General features: G+C 51.6%; 16 protein-coding genes and 1 riboswitch. Of the genes, 4 read left to right on the top strand and 12 right to left on the bottom strand.

The window, feature by feature from the left end:
• Positions 1 to 216 precede the first annotated feature (216 nt).
• From AAC007_RS11740 to AAC007_RS11710, 7 genes are all read right to left on the bottom strand, one after another.
• Positions 217 to 624: a lysozyme inhibitor LprI family protein gene (locus AAC007_RS11740; protein ID WP_339677006.1), complete on the bottom strand. Its 408-nt coding sequence runs from the start codon at positions 622 to 624 to the stop codon at positions 217 to 219.
• A gap of 52 nt (positions 625 to 676) precedes the next feature.
• Positions 677 to 943 carry a hypothetical protein gene (locus tag AAC007_RS11735; RefSeq protein WP_296435787.1) on the bottom strand — a complete coding sequence of 89 codons (267 nt, stop codon included), beginning with the start codon at positions 941 to 943 and terminating at the stop codon, positions 677 to 679.
• Positions 944 to 1,276: 333 nt separating this feature from the next.
• Entirely contained in the window at positions 1,277 to 1,564 is a 288-nt protein-coding gene (locus AAC007_RS11730; protein WP_339677005.1) for a hypothetical protein, read from the bottom strand.
• Between the two features lie 157 nt (positions 1,565 to 1,721).
• Entirely contained in the window at positions 1,722 to 2,969 is a 1,248-nt protein-coding gene (locus AAC007_RS11725; protein ID WP_339677003.1) for a CaiB/BaiF CoA-transferase family protein, read from the bottom strand.
• Between the two features lie 38 nt (positions 2,970 to 3,007).
• Positions 3,008 to 3,802, bottom strand: a complete 795-nt coding sequence (locus AAC007_RS11720) for an alpha/beta hydrolase (RefSeq protein WP_339677001.1) — start codon at positions 3,800 to 3,802, stop codon at positions 3,008 to 3,010.
• A gap of 194 nt (positions 3,803 to 3,996) precedes the next feature.
• On the bottom strand, positions 3,997 to 5,175 hold the full coding sequence (locus AAC007_RS11715) for a hydroxymethylglutaryl-CoA reductase (protein ID WP_295873532.1): 1,179 nt from the start codon (positions 5,173 to 5,175) through the stop codon (positions 3,997 to 3,999).
• Positions 5,176 to 5,221: 46 nt separating this feature from the next.
• Complete coding sequence (locus AAC007_RS11710; protein WP_295873533.1) at positions 5,222 to 6,499, bottom strand: dicarboxylate/amino acid:cation symporter; 1,278 nt, start codon at positions 6,497 to 6,499, stop codon at positions 5,222 to 5,224.
• A gap of 397 nt (positions 6,500 to 6,896) precedes the next feature.
• On the opposite strand from AAC007_RS11710, the gene galE reads away from it, so the two are divergent.
• A complete protein-coding gene (gene galE / locus AAC007_RS11705; RefSeq protein ID WP_295873535.1) occupies positions 6,897 to 7,922 on the top strand; it encodes a UDP-glucose 4-epimerase GalE in 1,026 nt (341 codons plus the stop codon).
• Between the two features lie 59 nt (positions 7,923 to 7,981).
• Here galE and AAC007_RS11700 read toward each other — a convergent pair whose 3' ends face one another.
• The 3 genes from AAC007_RS11700 to AAC007_RS11690 all read right to left on the bottom strand — a co-directional run bounded on the left by AAC007_RS11700 (position 7,982) and on the right by AAC007_RS11690 (position 10,964).
• Positions 7,982 to 8,602: a class I SAM-dependent methyltransferase gene (locus AAC007_RS11700; protein ID WP_295873537.1), complete on the bottom strand. Its 621-nt coding sequence runs from the start codon at positions 8,600 to 8,602 to the stop codon at positions 7,982 to 7,984.
• Between the two features lie 69 nt (positions 8,603 to 8,671).
• Entirely contained in the window at positions 8,672 to 9,127 is a 456-nt protein-coding gene (locus tag AAC007_RS11695) for a 6,7-dimethyl-8-ribityllumazine synthase (RefSeq protein ID WP_339676997.1), read from the bottom strand.
• A gap of 96 nt (positions 9,128 to 9,223) precedes the next feature.
• A riboswitch (FMN riboswitch) is annotated at positions 9,224 to 9,386 on the bottom strand.
• Positions 9,387 to 9,593: 207 nt separating this feature from the next.
• On the bottom strand, positions 9,594 to 10,964 hold the full coding sequence (locus AAC007_RS11690; RefSeq protein ID WP_295873541.1) for an FAD-dependent oxidoreductase: 1,371 nt from the start codon (positions 10,962 to 10,964) through the stop codon (positions 9,594 to 9,596).
• 205 nt (positions 10,965 to 11,169) lie between these two features.
• Here AAC007_RS11690 and AAC007_RS11685 point away from each other — a divergent pair, with 205 nt between their 5' ends.
• Genes AAC007_RS11685 through AAC007_RS11675 form a run of 3 tightly spaced genes read left to right on the top strand, consistent with a single transcriptional unit; the run spans position 11,170 to position 13,842 of the window.
• Positions 11,170 to 11,739 carry a chorismate lyase gene (locus AAC007_RS11685; RefSeq protein WP_295873543.1) on the top strand — a complete coding sequence of 190 codons (570 nt, stop codon included), beginning with the start codon at positions 11,170 to 11,172 and terminating at the stop codon, positions 11,737 to 11,739.
• A 60-nt stretch (positions 11,740 to 11,799) separates the two neighbouring features.
• Positions 11,800 to 12,684: a 4-hydroxybenzoate octaprenyltransferase gene (gene ubiA, locus AAC007_RS11680; protein WP_339676992.1), complete on the top strand. Its 885-nt coding sequence runs from the start codon at positions 11,800 to 11,802 to the stop codon at positions 12,682 to 12,684.
• A gap of 3 nt (positions 12,685 to 12,687) precedes the next feature.
• Positions 12,688 to 13,842 carry a GNAT family N-acetyltransferase gene (locus AAC007_RS11675; protein ID WP_339676990.1) on the top strand — a complete coding sequence of 385 codons (1,155 nt, stop codon included), beginning with the start codon at positions 12,688 to 12,690 and terminating at the stop codon, positions 13,840 to 13,842.
• A gap of 18 nt (positions 13,843 to 13,860) precedes the next feature.
• On the opposite strand, the gene AAC007_RS11670 is transcribed toward AAC007_RS11675, so the two are convergent.
• Positions 13,861 to 14,244, bottom strand: coding sequence for a hypothetical protein (locus AAC007_RS11670; RefSeq protein ID WP_295873547.1), 384 nt, complete (start codon positions 14,242 to 14,244; stop codon positions 13,861 to 13,863).
• 26 nt (positions 14,245 to 14,270) lie between these two features.
• On the bottom strand, positions 14,271 to 15,590 hold the full coding sequence (gene yegQ / locus AAC007_RS11665) for a tRNA 5-hydroxyuridine modification protein YegQ (protein ID WP_339676987.1): 1,320 nt from the start codon (positions 15,588 to 15,590) through the stop codon (positions 14,271 to 14,273).
• Between the last annotated feature and the right edge of the window lie 70 nt (positions 15,591 to 15,660).

Below are 15,660 nucleotides of genomic sequence, written 5' to 3'. Positions count from 1 at the left end.
CCCAACATGGTGGGGTGGGATGCTCTACCATGTTGGGTATGACTCGGCGCACCGCACCTCGGTCTAACGGCCAGCAGAGCTGCTCAAATCCAACCTACAGCGTCGCACGTCATTTACAGGTTGAGGAACGACAAGCTTTTAAGCTGGACGCCGATTCGGGCGCCCCGAAGGGGTTTATCAAACCCAACATCGAGGGATGTTTTACCATCGCTATATTTATTGCGGGCATGCCCCCAGGGCGGGATGGCATATATGTGTCTGAATTTGTTTCTGGCGCTGTTCGTAGAGCTCAGCCATGCAAAGGTGATATTGCATTCCGGCCATGCTACCTCCCCAGCTTATTAGCAGGCGGCAATGCTGTTCGGCGTACCCAAGCCAGGCATCCTGCGCTGATTGAATATCCTCAGTTTGCGGGCCAAAGCCTTGGTTCTTCGACTTCGCTATGGCGAGTACTTCAGCAAGGCTATTGTTGAATGCGGCTTGTTGAGCTTGATGCTGCTGTGCGGCGCAGGCGTTTAATTCGTGCTGGTTGCCGTCCATCGTGCAACTCGCCGTCGTGGGTTCTGCTGAACAGGCAATGGCGGTAAACGATATTAGTGCGGCGTAAAACCAGGGCTTTAGCATCAAAACCTCTCCATGATTTTTGGCGAAAAACGCTAATACGTCGACCTACATTTTACAAATCGAGATTGCGAGTTAACACTTCGGCAGATTTAATGATCCGCTTGGTCCGGTAAAGGTCGGGGTGCTTGTTTTCAGCTGTGTAGCCTGCGGGCTCCCCAGTGCCGTAGTTAACAAGCCAAGAGGTCTCTGGTCGACGTTCACCCAATAGTTTTTTTAACTCCGGCGCGGTAATACCTAAAGCTTCGGCTGCCGCATTGTTGCTGCAGCGGGTTTTGTTTTCATTTAGGTAATCTAGTATCGCTGTGATCTTGTCTTGCATAGTAAAACCGTGTCCTTAAAAGTAGATGTCACCATTGTCTGCTGATGGAGAGCGCAGCACGCGGCGGTGTATATAGTGTTAGATCTGCACGGCGCGCTTACGTTAATCCCGTAAGGCAATGTCCATAGCACTATCGATGTGTTTGAAAAATCTGGCGATGCTGATCCTGCAGGGAAATTTCCCGTGTCGTTACCAAGCGGCTTGCAAGGATGGGGATCAGAAAAGGCGTATCGGCCTCTAGTATGCAGCAATACAGGGTATTTGTCTGTAAAGCGGGCTGTTACGAGGTAATTTGCGGAAATTCTATTAGTAGAATTTCGCCATATCGCCACGCTAGCCCTTGATAATGGAAACTCCGCTGACCTCGGTCAAACTGGCGACTTCAGCTCTTTCGATGATTTTTACCAGCGTTGTCTGAATGGTTTCATCTTCTCTTGCGTCATGATCACATACAAATTTTTGAATTTGCGGCTCAGCGCCTTCTTCTGCAATAAATGAAATGACAAGTTCGCTCGCCATCGCGGGGGTTGCGCCAAAATATTCCAAAGTGATAGAAGGGTAGCCATGGAAGCCTTTCTTGAGCTGCTTAGCGATACGTTTTTTTGCTTTGTCTAAATGCATAAAATAATTCTCAGAATAGGCAATTTGCTTAATGCAATGGTGTTTAAACGCGCACGAAGAAAGCAATTAAAAATGTTTTCTACCCCGTAGGAAAAAGAAAGCGCCAATAAACGGTCAGTTTTTAAAAGTCCACAAGGTATTGTTGGACTACGACGATTCAAATCACAGCATTATTTTTTAATGACACTATGCGTTCAGCCGTCATACCAAGTAGTTCAGTTAACACCTCTTCAGTGTGCTGCCCAAGTTTGGGGCCGGCCCACTGCGTGCCGCCTGGCGTGCCGACAAGTTTTGGCGACATGCCGGGAATGGTGATCGTGCTGCTGTCTTCCAGGCTAACTTTTTCAAACAAACCCCGCGCTTGAAAATGCGGGTCATTGGCCATGTCTTCGGCATTGTAGATTGGTCCAGCGGGTACGCGCACCGCTTCCAATTTTTCAATGACAGACTTTATCGGATGACCAAGGCACCATTGGCTGATGGCGTCGTCTATTTTCTGTTGGTGTATAACGCGGCCCGCATTGTCTGCCATGGCGGGATCATCAGCAAAATCCTTGCGACCTATTTCGGTCATGAGGCGTTTAAATATGGAGTCGCCATTGCCGCCGATAATGACAAATTTATCGTCGAGGCAGCGATAGGTGTTGGTCGGTACTATGCCCGTTAGTGTCGTGCCGGAGGCCTCGCGGATAATACCCTCTTCCGCGTACTCGGGCACAAGCGATTCCAGCATGTTAAACATGGTTTCGTATAGGGCAACATCGACCACTTGGCCCTTATGTATGCCGCGGTCGCGGGCATTGAGGGCCATCAATATACCGATGATGGCGTGCAGAGACGCAATGCTATCGCCGAGACTCAGGTTAGGTCTTACCGGTGCTTCGCCGGGAAATCCATTGAGGTGGCGGAAGCCGCTAAAACCTTCACATACTGATGCAAAGCCGGGCTTTTCCGCATTGGGACCGGTTTGGCCGTAGCCAGAAATACGGGTGTACACCAGCGCGGGGTTGGCGGCTTTTAGATCTTCTGGTCCCAGGCCCCAATCCTCCATGACACCGGGACGAAAGTTTTCGATTAGGACATCGCACTGCGCGGCGAGGTCGCGTACCAATACCTGCCCTTCCGGGTGGCGAAGATCAACGGTGACCGATTTTTTGTTGCGGCCAATGCTGTACCACCACAGGGAGGTGCCGCCCTTCATACTGCGCCAGCGGCGAATCGGGTCGCCAATGCCCGGAGGCTCAATTTTGATCACCTCGGCGCCGAAATAAGCGAGCATGGTGCTGGTGAACGGGCCGGCAATGAGCTGGCCTAATTCTAAAATTCGAATACCTTGCAAGGGGCCTTTATTAGAACCCCCTTGATTTGATGTCGCGTTATTTAACGATGCTGCGGTGTCGACCATAAAACGAATAACTCGATGTCAGTTTGTCAGCGAAATATTTATAGATTTAATATTTTGCTTAAAAACTGCTTGTTTGATTGAAGAATGTTTTTGCTAATATCCGCATCCGGTACCAGACCCTCAAATCCGTGTGGGCCGCCTGGTGCTATGCGGAATTCACAGTCGACCCCCGCTTCTTGTAGACGCTTTGCATACTGTTGATTCTCATCAAAGAATAGGTCGATATCACCGACTGCCATCCACGTTGGTGGTAAATTACTAAGGTCTTCGCGACGTGCAGGGGCGGCGTAAATTGGCACGGATTCCAGACCTGGTTCCTGGTTTAGATAATGGCGCCAGGCGCCGCGATTATTTTTATTACTCCAAAGTCGGTGTTTTAGGCTGTCTAATTCGGTTCGCGTGGCAGTGCGATCATCTAGCATGGGACAGAACAAGGCTTGTCCTGCGGGCTGAATTCCGCCGGCATCATGTATTCGCTGTACTAAACCCGCCGCCAGGCCGCCGCCAGCGCTCTGTCCTGATATGACAATCCGGTGCGGTGATACCCCTAGCTCGTCGGCATGGTTTAGAAACCATTGCCATGCCGCAAAACAGTCATCGTTGGCGGCGGGAAAAGGGTGCTTTGGCGCCAAGCGGTACTCTACGGACACAACGGTGAGATTAAGTTTTTTAGCGTACAGCGCACAGTCGCGATCGTTTATATTTGCGTTACCGATGATATAACCGCCGCCATGTATCCACAGCAAACCAGCGCCAGATGGCTCGCCGTTTGGCGTGTAAACACGCACGCCGCTGTCGCCAAAGTCGTAATCTCTAATTTCTATGCCGAGCATAGATGTCGGTTTGCCTTGAAATTTTGAGAGAAATTGAAATAAAGAAAGGAACAGCCTGTTGTGAAACGGCACGCTCGGAATTCGGCCATAGAGTTTTCTAAGTTGTGGATCTATTTTATCGATGTGCATGATTAGCGTATCTGCTTTTATGTGTTGTCAGTTTGCCCTGCCAGTTAAACATGGAACAAAGAAACTCAGGGTCGGTTCCTGCCGAGCTGGTCATGGCTAGACACCCACTCGTCGGCAACGATTGCCGCGGCCAATGAGAGGTCGCCGGCGAGCACCGTTGCCGCCACAATTTCAGCGAGCTTACGAGCCTTGCCCTGACCGTAACAGTCCATCATTTCAAGACATTCGCGCTGGGTTGCTAAGCCGGTGCCGCCGCCATAGCTCGCGCAAATTATCGAGGGCAGGGTGACTGAGTAATACAAATCGCCCGCTGGGGTGAGATCCATAAAGGCGATGCCGGTATGAGATTCCACCACATTGGCTTCATCTTGGCCGGTGGCGATAAACATAGACGCGATACCGTTGGCGGAGTGCGGCCCATTGTAAGCGGAGCCCGCAAGTAGGCTGCCCAAAACCGTGCGCTGACGAAGACGAAACATACGCTCTGGATCGGCGCGCATTAACTCTTTTAATACATCTTTGCTAATGGTGGCTTCGGCGACCACTTTCTTGCCGCGGCTGTGCAAGAGGTTCATGTGCGAGTGTTTTTTATCAGTTTCTATGCCACTCGAAAGCGAGAAGTTTTCTATGGTGCCAGGGTAATTTTCAAGTATCCACTGGCATGCCTTGTGGGTCGCTTTGCCGGTCATATTTTGGCCGGCGGCATCACCGGTTGTGTAGTTAAAGCGCGTATACAGTTTGTTGGCAATGACCCACTTCTGGATGTGCTGTAATTTGCCGATCGACGTAGTTGTTTCTGCTTGCTGGCAAATATTGGCGTGGCTTTGATCCAGCCAATTTGAAAAATCACGTGCTTCGCGGGCGCTGGCAAATTCAAAGAGAGGCGCACGCTGCATAAACTCTTCGATAACGGTAACCGTTGCGCCGCCGGACTCGGAAATCACTCGCATGCCACGGCTATAAGACGCGATCAAGGTTCCCTCGGTGGTGGCCATGGGAACATAGAACACGCCTTTGGCGTGCTCGCCATTAATTAGATAGGGGCCGGCCACGCCGACAGGCATTTGCACCACACCAATAAAGTTTTCGGCATTGCCCTCTACGCTGTGTGGGTCGATGGAGTAGTGACTGGTATGTTTTAGTGATACGCCGGTTTCCTGCTCAATAAATTGGCGTCGCAGCGCAGCGGCGTCCTCGGAGTAGTTATCACCTTTAATTTTGGGGATCGGTTTACGCTCTTTCATACGGCATCCACTTTATTGTTATGTTCGATGGGTTTTGGCGTCGATATCAGCCTTTGTTCATTGCAATGTGAGTTTCCTCACCTTCGCTGCGGGCGATAACCACGGCGGCACAGGAATCGCTAAATACGTTCACGGCGGTGCGAATCATATCGAGTATGCGGTCGGTCACCAGCAGTAGCCCAATGCCTTCAAGTGGCAGGCCGATGGCACCCAAAATTACGGAAATAGCGACTAAGCTGGCGGCGGGAATGCCGGCAACACCGATAGAGGTCAGCAGCGCGATCATGACAATGGTGAGTTGTTGAACAAAGCCCAGCTCCAAGCCGTAAACCTGCGCAATAAACATGGCAGCCACACACTCATAGAGCGCGGTGCCATCCATATTCACCGTGGCGCCGAGTGGCAGTACAAAGCCACTAACCTGTTTGGAAACGCCGGATTCCTCTTGAATACTTTTTAAGGTCAGTGGCAGGGTGGCGGAACTTGATGCAGTTGAAAATGCGGTAAGAAGTGCCGGTGTCATGGCGGCGTAGTGTTTCTTGGGGCTGACGCCACCAATAAAACGAAGTATTAATGGCAGCGCAACAAAGGCGTGAATTAGCAGCGCAAGCAAAGCTGTAATGAAAAATAGCAGCATCGGCTTGAAGGCAGCGAAGCCGGTAATGGCAACAGTTTTAGCGACCAGACCAAATACACCAATTGGCGCAAACTTCATCACCCACATCGTGATTTCGGTCATGATATCCATCACGCCCTGCCAAAAATGCATCAGCGTCGCGGCGTGATCTGATTTGCTGCGCGCTAAGAAAAAGCCAAATAACAAACTAAAGAATATTAATCCCAGCATTTCGCCATTGGCTGCCGCCGCAACAATATTAGTCGGCACCATACGCACAAAAACCTCGACGATGTCGCCGGTACCGCGTCCTTCCACCTTAGCCAGTGTGTCGCTAAGCTCTGGGTCACTGCTGCTAATCGTGGCCGCTAGCGCTTGATTGTCGCCGCTGCCGGGGGCGATGACGTTGACGACGGCGAGACCAATTAAAATCGCGATAAGACTACTCGACGCGTAAAACAACAGCGTTTTGCCGCCGAGCTTTTCGAGTTTGTCACCACCCACGCCAGCCATGCCACTAATAATCGAGGACACCACCAGTGGCACGATTAACATTTTTAATGCGTTGAGGAACATCGTACCTAAAAATGCGTAAACCGCAGTGAAGGGTAAACTACCGATGCTTGCATCTGCGCCGCCAAAGATCCCGGCAGCAACTGCTAAAAGAATGGCCGCAACGATTTGCCAGTGCAGGGGGATATTTCGCATAGTGACAATGACTCTTTGGCTAAAACTGTGGGAAAAGCACTTAAAACAGGTGAATGGCGAGAGTGCTAAAGCCTTTACTCTAGCGTGCTAGCAAAGTAATGGCCAGCCGAAAGACTGACGGAGATTGTGAAGTGTGGGGTGTGGGGTGTGGGTGCGCCAGACGTCGGACGTCTGGCACTTGGCAAGTAGAGGATAGAGACTTCACACCGCGTCATCCCCGACCTTTCAAAACTACGTCATCCCCGAATCCTCAAAACCACGCCATCCCCGACCCCGATCAGCGCAAGCGAATGCCCTTAACGTCCGACGCCAGACTTCCGACTCCAAAAGGCCCACCCAGTTAACTATTCTTTACAACTTCCATTAGAATAGCTGTTTTATCGTTTGGAAGTAGAACATGGAAACCATTTTGGTTACGGGCGGCGCTGGATATATCGGTAGTCATACCGTCGTAGAGTTACAGGCGGCGGGCTACGGAGTTGTTATTCTCGATAACCTCGTAAACAGCAATCCTGCAGTTATCTCGCGGATTGAGAAAATTTCTGGTTTTGCCCCCGAATTTGTTCAGGCAGATATTCGCGATGTTGAGGCGCTTGCGGCGGTATTTGCCCGCTACAAGATCGATGCGGTTATTCATTTTGCGGGACTCAAAGCAGTAGGCGAAAGCGTTGAGCAACCGCTTCGCTACTACGATAATAATGTGCGCGGTACCATGGCCTTATGTCAGGCAATGACGGATGCCGGTGTATTTAAGTTGGTATTTAGTTCGTCGGCGACGGTGTATGGGCCGGATGCGCCGGTACCGTATGAAGAGTCGATGCCATTGGGGCAGCCGTCTAGTCCCTATGGTGCGTCGAAAGCTATGGCAGAAAGAGTGCTGGCGGATTTGTGCGCATCGGACCCGCGTTGGGCGGTGGCGGCGCTGCGCTACTTCAACCCCATCGGCGCGCATGCGTCGGGATTGATCGGCGAAGACCCTTTGGGCATTCCAAATAATCTTATGCCATTTATCAGTCGGGTTGCGGTGGGCAAATTGGCCGAGTTGTCGATTTTTGGTGGTGATTACGAGACACCCGACGGCACCTGCCTGCGCGATTATCTGCATGTGGTGGATTTAGCCGCTGGCCATTGTCAGTCTTTGCTGGCCTTACAGAAACCAGGACTGCACGCGTTTAATTTGGGTGCGGGTAAGGGTGTTTCAGTGTTGGAAATGGTCGAGGCATTCGAGTCGGTAACGGGGCAAGCGGTGCCATATAAAATTGCGCCGCGTCGCAGCGGTGATTTGCCGGCGTTTTGGGCGAATGCAGACAAGGCCGAACGAGAATTAAATTGGATTGCCGGTAGCTCGCTAGAACAGATGATGGCAGATACGTGGCGCTGGCAAAGTGGCAACCCCGACGGTTATGGTCAGGGATCGGATTAGCTAAGCTCGCTTCGAGCTTATGCTCGCCATTGATAATGGGCGTGTTGCGCGCCCATCCCTCAGGATTTTACTGCTTCCCCATAATACATATAGCCCGCGATCTTGGGCACGCCGTCAGCGTAGCAGGTGTCGAGTTTATTAATGGTAAATCCACAGCTTGCGATGGACTCGGCGATCGGCCGATTGAGATGACAGCCGCCTGCCAATTTTTTCCACACGGGGGTGATTTTGTTTTGCCAATGTTGCACGCCATGGCTGTCGGCTAAACCGTGTTCACAAAATAACAGTTTGCCGCTGGGCTTAAGTACACGATGCATTTGCGCCAAGGCAGCTTGCCAGTCCGGAATAGTACAGAGCGTGTAGGTTAGCAATACGGTATCAACGCTCTCATCCTCTAGTGGAATCGCTTCGCCGGGCAGATCCAGCCATTTTACCTCAACGGGGGAATTGTCGAGATTGCGCTGTGCTTTTTTGCGCATACCGACGGAAGGCTCCAAACCCCAGACAAAGTCCACAATGTCTGGCTTGTACAGCGCCAAATTGATTCCGCTGCCCATACCCACTTCCAACACAACACCGCTGGCGAGTGGCACCACTTTTTCGCGCAGTGTCATAATGGTGCTCATCGAGCAGGCCTTGTCGATGATTACGGGCAGTATTTTATTATCGTAAAAGCCCATAGCATGCTCTCCGTATATCGATTTTGTCGCCAAGGATATACCGACGCAGCAGCGCAGCCTAGGGCTAGTTTAGGCTTTTAGTTTTGCCAAGCTAGCCAGGGTTCCGATACAAGCCGATGCCGCTTCTGCGCCTTTGATAACAAAGTGCTCGCTGAAGAAGCTGATGTGATCTTCGCTATTGTGGAAATTGTGGGGGGTGAGCACCACTGAAAATACGGGAATGGTGGTTTCTAATTGCACTTGCATGAGACCGGAAACAACCGCTTGGGCGACAAATTCGTGCTGGTAGATGCCGCTGTTGGTGACTAAGCCAGCGCCGACGATGGCAGCGTATTTGCCACTTTGTGCCAGCAGCTTCGCGTGCAGTGGAATTTCAAATGCGCCGGGCACTTCAAAAAATTCGACGTTTAGATCGCTGTGTTCGGCAATCTCTTTTTGAAACGATGTTTTGCAGCGGTCGACGATATCGCGGTGCCAGCAGGCTTGAATAAAGGCGACGGTTGGTTTTGATGATGAGTCTGTCATGGTCATTTTTTGTCCCAAATGAATACGGCAGGGCAAAGATGAGCTGGCAGACCAGGCGTTGGCGTAGCGATGGAAGCTAGGCGCGCAGTGGTGTGACGATCTTTTCTCATAACCGGACTCTAACCGTCGGCTCTGGAATCACACCAGATCTGCTGTCCTTATCGCTGCATCACGCGGTGATGTTCAATAAGCGCCCGCGGGCTACATGCAAAGCATGATTACCGCCGGTGGGGACTTTCACCCCGCCCTGAGAACCCTCAATTGGCATAGGCACAATGAGAGCGCGCGAATATTAGCAATCTGCGGATGATTTGTATACGCACTTCAACATTGAGTGGCCGAGCTAATCGGTTTGCATGAGCGGTCTGGAAAAAGCGGCGAGGTATGGAATAAATAGGGAAGTGGAAATAAAAAAGGGTGGAGTTTGTGGCTCCACCCTTGGTCGCTTACAAGCTAATACCGATAGTTAAGGCATGATCGCCGGCAGCAGTTTTTGCAGGGCCATCTTTTGCTTGGTGCCTTCGCCTGTTAGCGCAAAGCCTAGCAATTCGCCGTCGGTGCCGACAAAGCGTGCCACTACATTGACACCGTCTTGCTCAATTTCCCAAGTGCCTTTGGCGTCGCGGGGAGCGGGGCTTACCGTGACAGGACAGGCTGGGGTTTTGATGGTGACGGGCATGGCGGGGTAGCTCACTTCGGTAGGCTCGCCAGTGAGGGTTTTTGCCAGAGCGCGAGCTTGGGCCATCAGCGGCGCTACATAGACTAAAACGTGGCCAGCGACTTCAGCGCAGTCGCCCATGGCGTAAACGTTTGCCGCGCTGGTTTCTAGCAAGCGGTTAGTGGCAATGCCGCGATTAACGGTAATGCCCGCGTCTTGGGCTAGCTTGATTTGCGGACGTACGCCAACTGCCGACAGAACTAAATCGCAGCTAATCTTTTCGCCGTTATTCAGGCTAACTTCCAATCCGTCAGCCGATTTATTGACTTCGGTGACCAGTGGACCAAAGTGGAATTTGGCGCCTTTGGCTTCCAATCCGGCTTGAACCGCTTTGCCCGCTGCCTCTGGCAGCAAAGTGGGTAGGCAGTAGCCTAATGGGTCTACCGTTTCTGTTTCGAAGCCGCCGTTGATAAGATCATTGGTGAATTCGCAGCCGATCAGACCGCCGCCGATGATGCACACTTTCTTCACATTGTTTTTAGCGATGGCGGTGCGGAAATCATCGTAATCCAGCAAGTCATTTACCGAGTAGACGTAGTTTTGCGCATCGCCCTGGATGGGCGGACGAATCACATCTGCGCCCAGCGCCAGTACTAATTTCTTGTAGTGAACTTGGGTTTCTTGGTCGCCAATCGTGATGACTTGCGCGGTGGTGTCGATGGCGGTGACTTTGGTCAGCGTCCATACGCTGGCGTTCAGGTCTTCGCCCATACCGCCGGCGTCTTTCTGAGCCAGTGCATCGGCGTCGGTGTTTTTAGTAAATCCGGTGGATAGCATGGGCTTAGAGTAGGCGCGGCCATCATCGGCCGTAATCATGATAACGGGGCTGTCTTTGTCGTATTTGCGCAGTTCGCGCACCAAACCATAGCCCGCAAGACCGGTGCCGATAATAACAATGGCAGCTTGGTTGCTGGCTGACGCCGGTTCTTCGTGATGGGGTAAGTCGCTTTCCTCAGATTTCTCGATCATCTCGAAATCTTCTTTACCCACGCCACAGTCGGGGCAAAGCCAGTCATCAGGAATGTCTTCCCAGCGGGTTCCCGCAGCGATACCAGAATCAGGATCACCGACTTTTTCGTCGTAAACCCAGCCACAAACAATACATTCCCACTTACTCATTGAGCCAATTCCTCTAAGCTATTTGCTTCTTTTACTGAAGCTTACGGTATTATTTAATTCGATATCATCGCCTGTTTGGCCGATGTCAGCGCTTGCAAGTCGCTGATGATTCAAGCATTCTGCCGCCACACTTAAGCTTGAATACCGCTCGTTTACAGTGCGGCGACACTTAAGTTCAGTGACCTTCAACACTGGAAGCCGAGTATTGTACGCTTTTCAAACATCACGATTCCACACGCAAGAGCCTAAGTGGCTCGATTGTAAGAAATATCCTAAATCGGCGCTGCCTGCTGCCGATGCGCGTTGGTTGCTGGATACCGGCTCATTAACTGCCCATTTACGGCGGGTATCGGCTGGCCATTTTCACGTTGAGGTTATGTTCCAGCACTGGCAGATTCCACGTTTATCGGAGCGGCGACTGCTGGGAATGGGTGATCGCGACTGGGGTTTGGTGCGCGAGGTGCGCCTGCATTGCCATAATCAGCCTTGGGTCTATGCCCGCAGCGTGCTGCCGGCTACGTCTTTGGTGGGGCGTTTGGATCGCTTGCGAACACTGGATAATCGACCATTAGGTCATCTATTGTTTACCGATCCGCATATGTCCCGTGATCGCTATGAGATCTGTCGCGTCCCTGCGGCGGCATTGGCAAGCTCTTCACCGGAGCAAACCTCCGAAAATAGTACGGCCATGTGGGGCAGGCGCTCCCGTTTTCTACTCAGCGGCCACCCAATTATGGTCAGTGAAATATTTTTACCGGCATTTCGGCCCTGGTAGTTTTCCATCCCCCTCAGTCGTACTGATATACTTTTGCCACAAGCATTCATTGGCCGCCGTATGAACTCATTGCTCCAGCATCTAAAACAGCAAACTCCCCAATACCTCGCGCTGATGCGTGTGGATAGGCCTATTGGCACTTACCTTGTGTTGTGGCCAACCCTATGGGCGCTGTGGTTGGCTGCAGGAGGCGTTCCCGCTTGGCATTTGCTACTGATTTTTGTCGCGGGCACATTCTTGATGCGATCCGCAGGCTGCGTCATCAATGACTTTGCCGATCGCAAGATCGACGCCCACGTCAGTCGCACCAAAGCCCGCCCTTTTGCGCAGGGTAAGGTAACTGAAAAAGAAGCCTTGTTATTGTTTGCCGGCCTTTGTCTGCTGGCGTTTGCCCTGGTTTTGTTCACCAATGGCTTGACGGTATTGTTTTCCCTTGGCGCTGTTGCTTTGGCGGCTACATACCCTTTTATGAAGCGTTATACCCATTTGCCCCAGTTGGTATTGGGTGCGGCGTTCGCGTGGGGAATCCCCATGTCCTTTACCGCGCAAAGCGGTGAGTTGCCGCCGCCAGCGGCGTGGCTTCTATATATTGGCGTGCTGATATGGACTGTGGCCTACGATACCGTTTATGCCATGGTTGATCGCGAAGATGATCTAAAAATTGGGGTAAAATCAACCGCCATCCTGTTTGGTGAGGACGACAAAGTCATCACGGCTATGCTGCAGATTTGCGTCATTATTGTTTTGGTGATGGCGGGGCCGCGCTTTGAAATGAGCTTTATCTACTACGCAGGGCTTATCGCCGCCAGTGGGCTGTTTATTTACCAGCAGCAACTTATTCGTTATCGGCAGCCGGAAAAATGTTTCAAGGCCTTTTTGAATAACAACTGGGTTGGCGCTGTAGTCTTTGCAGGTATTGTTCTGCACTTTTTAATAGGGAAATAGACCTTGGCGAACCTGCAGCTAGAGTTTGTCGACGCTATTGCCGAGATTGCTGAATGCGATTGGAATCGCGCAGCGGCTTGTGATTACCCATTCACCCGCTTTGAGTTTTTGCACGCATTAGAGGCAAGCGGGGCGGTTGCTCCGGATAGGGGCTGGCAGGCTCACCACCTTATTATTCGTCGTCAGGATCAATTAGTTGGCGTTATGCCGCTGTACATCAAAACCCATAGCTACGGCGAATACGTGTTCGACTGGTCTTGGGCCGACGCATATCAGCGCCACGGTCGTCCCTACTACCCCAAGTTATTGGCGGCTATTCCGTTTACACCGGCAACCGGCCCACGTCTTTGCCTGATAGATGAGGGTGAGCGCAATGACATTGTGGCGGCTTTGGCGGTGGCCTTGCCAAAACACGCCAATGATATCGGCGCGTCGTCAGTTCACATCTTATTTTCAAAAGCAGAAATGGCGGCTATGTGGTCGCAGCACGGTTTGATGCAGCGCATAGGCCCCCAATACCATTGGTATGATCGCGATTACGGCGATTTTGAAGGCTTTTTAGCGGCGTTTAGTTCGCGCAAACGCAAGGGCCTGCGCAAAGAGCGCCGGGTCGTGGCCGAGCAGGGCTTGGATCTTCAAGTGTTGACGGGGGCGGAGATTAGCGCAGCACAATGGCGTTTCTTTTTTCATTGCTATCAGCTTACCTACGCTAAGCGCAGTGGTCATGGCGGTTACTTGCCGGAGTCCTTTTTCACTGAATTGGCGACCAGCATGCCGGAGCACTTGGTCATGGTGCTCGCCAGTCACGGCGATGAGCCGGTGGCGGTGGCCTTAAATTTTCGTGATCAGCACACCTTATACGGTCGTTATTGGGGCTGCATAAGAGAGTATGAGTTTTTGCACTTTGAAGCGTGTTACTACCAAGGTATCGAGTATTGCCTGCGGGAAGGCTTGCGACATTTTGACCCCGGCGCGCAGGGCGAACACAAAATTCAGCGTGGTTTCACACCCATTTTAACGTATTCAAATCACTGGTTGGCGGACGGCGATTTTTCAGCCGCCGTGCAGCGTTTTTTGGATGAAGAGCAGGCTCATATTGGGAATTACTTGCGTGAAGCCAGTGAGATGTTGCCTTTCAAGAAAGCAGACGGTGTTTAAATCCGCCTGCTGTCATTACTACTGCTGAGCGTTTTTTAACACGCGCTCAACGTAAAGCAGGCAGAGGATAGGTAGTACAAAGCTACAGCTTATTTGCACAGCCTGAATCATATTTTCTAGCGTCCACTGGCTGTCGCGACTAAACCAATAGGCTGCGATCGGCATGGCAATAAAAATGAGCGTGGGCAGATAGCGCCACAGATAATAACTCATACTCGACGCCGCTTCGCTATCAGCCCTGCGGTAGCAATAAAAGGTAATTAGCACCACTAAGAAACCGATGGCGAGTACATAGTAGTTGCCGAGTATGTCGGTAAGTAAGTTTAAAATGGCGCCGAATACCAAGCTAATTAGACTGATATTTACCAGTCCTCGGAGTATGCGCAGTTTACTTCGTTCCATTGTGACTCCCCATCTTATTTGGTCTATTACGCGTGAATGTCTTTGACCAACAGTGCATATTTTAGTGCAGATTCAGCAAGCGATTGATCCAGTGGGATTTTCACCTGATGGCCAGATCCGGGCGCGGCGCTTATCGATTTGCCATGTTTATCGCTCAGGGTGTTTAAGGTAAAACGGGTGTTGCCACCGGGCATCATCAGCTCCAGGGTGTCGCCGGTTTCAAAGCGATTTTTAACATCGACGGTGATAACTGAGTCTCGCGCGTCGATGATCTCGCCGACAAATTGCTGCTGTTGCGCATTGTTTAAACCCATCTCGTAATTCTGGTATTCCTTGGGCGGATGGCGACGATAAAAGCCCTCGGTGTAACCGCGGTTGGCCAGGGTTTCCAGCTCATCCATTAAGTGCATATTGAACGGTTTGCCGTGGGCGGCATCGTCTATCGCTTGGCGATAGACCTGCGCCGTGCGGGCAACGTAGTAGTGTGACTTGGTGCGGCCTTCAATTTTCAGTGAATGCACCCCCATCGCTGCCAGGCGTTCGACATGCTGAACGGCGCGAAGGTCTTTGGAATTCATAATATAGGTGCCGTGCTCATCTTCGTAAGCGGGCATAAATTCGCCGGGGCGCTGGGCTTGCTGAAGGAGAACCGGTTCGGTGACACGCTGGGGTTCTGGCTCGGGAATATAGGTTTGCACGGCGACAATATCACCGCTTTCATCTTCCTTGGCCTCGTGCGCCTGGTATTTCCAGCGACAGGCATTGGTGCACGCACCCTGATTGGGGTCGCGGTGATTCATATAGCCTGATAACAAGCAGCGACCAGAATAGGCAATACACAATGCGCCGTGGACAAAGACCTCAATCTCCATTTCGGGTACACGCTGGCGAATTTCCTCGATTTCATCCAGCGCTAGCTCGCGGGAGAGAATGACACGCTGAATACCATTTTGATGCCAAAATTTAACCGAGGCCCAGTTCACCGCGTTGGCCTGCACAGATAAATGAATAGGCATGTCTGGCCAGTTTTCACGCACCAGCATCATCAGGCCGGGATCTGCCATGATGAGCGCGTCGGGCTTCATTTCCATTACCGGCGCGAGATCGCGAAGATAGCTGCGGATTTTGTCGTTGTGAGGGGAGATATTCGACGCCAAATAGAATTTCTTGTTTTGGCGATGGGCTTCTTCTATGCCGCTGGCCATGGTTTCTAAGTCTTTGAACTCATTATTGCGCACCCGCAAACTGTAGCGTGGTTGACCGGCATAGACTGCATCTGCACCGTAGGCAAAGGCGTAGCGCATATTGCGGAGACTGCCGGCGGGTGACAGGAGTTCGGGAATCATGGTGCAAAGGCCTTTTTGTCGTATTTGAGGTTAGCGACGCTATGGTATCGCAAACCTAGGTATTCTGCGC

It is taken from the genome of uncultured Zhongshania sp. (assembly GCF_963975605.1).
Lineage (GTDB): Bacteria > Pseudomonadota > Gammaproteobacteria > Pseudomonadales > Spongiibacteraceae > Spongiibacter > Spongiibacter aquimaris.
The sequence above is the reverse complement of the archived record's forward strand: the minus strand, read 5'-3'. Positions and strand labels throughout refer to the sequence as shown.

What these genes read in the sequence shown, in the direction of transcription:
- AAC007_RS11720 (WP_339677001.1), bottom strand. Translation starts at nt 3,802, where the DNA reads ATGCTCGGCATAGAAATTAGAGATTACGACTTTGGCGACAGCGGCGTG.
- galE (WP_295873535.1), top strand. Translation starts at nt 6,897, where the DNA reads ATGGAAACCATTTTGGTTACGGGCGGCGCTGGATATATCGGTAGTCAT.
- AAC007_RS11695 (WP_339676997.1), bottom strand. Translation starts at nt 9,127, where the DNA reads ATGACAGACTCATCATCAAAACCAACCGTCGCCTTTATTCAAGCCTGC.
- AAC007_RS11690 (WP_295873541.1), bottom strand. Translation starts at nt 10,964, where the DNA reads ATGAGTAAGTGGGAATGTATTGTTTGTGGCTGGGTTTACGACGAAAAA.
- AAC007_RS11730 (WP_339677005.1), bottom strand. Translation starts at nt 1,564, where the DNA reads ATGCATTTAGACAAAGCAAAAAAACGTATCGCTAAGCAGCTCAAGAAA.
- yegQ (WP_339676987.1), bottom strand. Translation starts at nt 15,590, where the DNA reads ATGATTCCCGAACTCCTGTCACCCGCCGGCAGTCTCCGCAATATGCGC.
- ubiA (WP_339676992.1), top strand. Translation starts at nt 11,800, where the DNA reads ATGAACTCATTGCTCCAGCATCTAAAACAGCAAACTCCCCAATACCTC.
- AAC007_RS11710 (WP_295873533.1), bottom strand. Translation starts at nt 6,499, where the DNA reads ATGCGAAATATCCCCCTGCACTGGCAAATCGTTGCGGCCATTCTTTTA.
- AAC007_RS11740 (WP_339677006.1), bottom strand. Translation starts at nt 624, where the DNA reads ATGCTAAAGCCCTGGTTTTACGCCGCACTAATATCGTTTACCGCCATT.
- AAC007_RS11715 (WP_295873532.1), bottom strand. Translation starts at nt 5,175, where the DNA reads ATGAAAGAGCGTAAACCGATCCCCAAAATTAAAGGTGATAACTACTCC.
- AAC007_RS11735 (WP_296435787.1), bottom strand. Translation starts at nt 943, where the DNA reads ATGCAAGACAAGATCACAGCGATACTAGATTACCTAAATGAAAACAAA.
- AAC007_RS11725 (WP_339677003.1), bottom strand. Translation starts at nt 2,969, where the DNA reads ATGGTCGACACCGCAGCATCGTTAAATAACGCGACATCAAATCAAGGG.
- AAC007_RS11670 (WP_295873547.1), bottom strand. Translation starts at nt 14,244, where the DNA reads ATGGAACGAAGTAAACTGCGCATACTCCGAGGACTGGTAAATATCAGT.
- AAC007_RS11700 (WP_295873537.1), bottom strand. Translation starts at nt 8,602, where the DNA reads ATGGGCTTTTACGATAATAAAATACTGCCCGTAATCATCGACAAGGCC.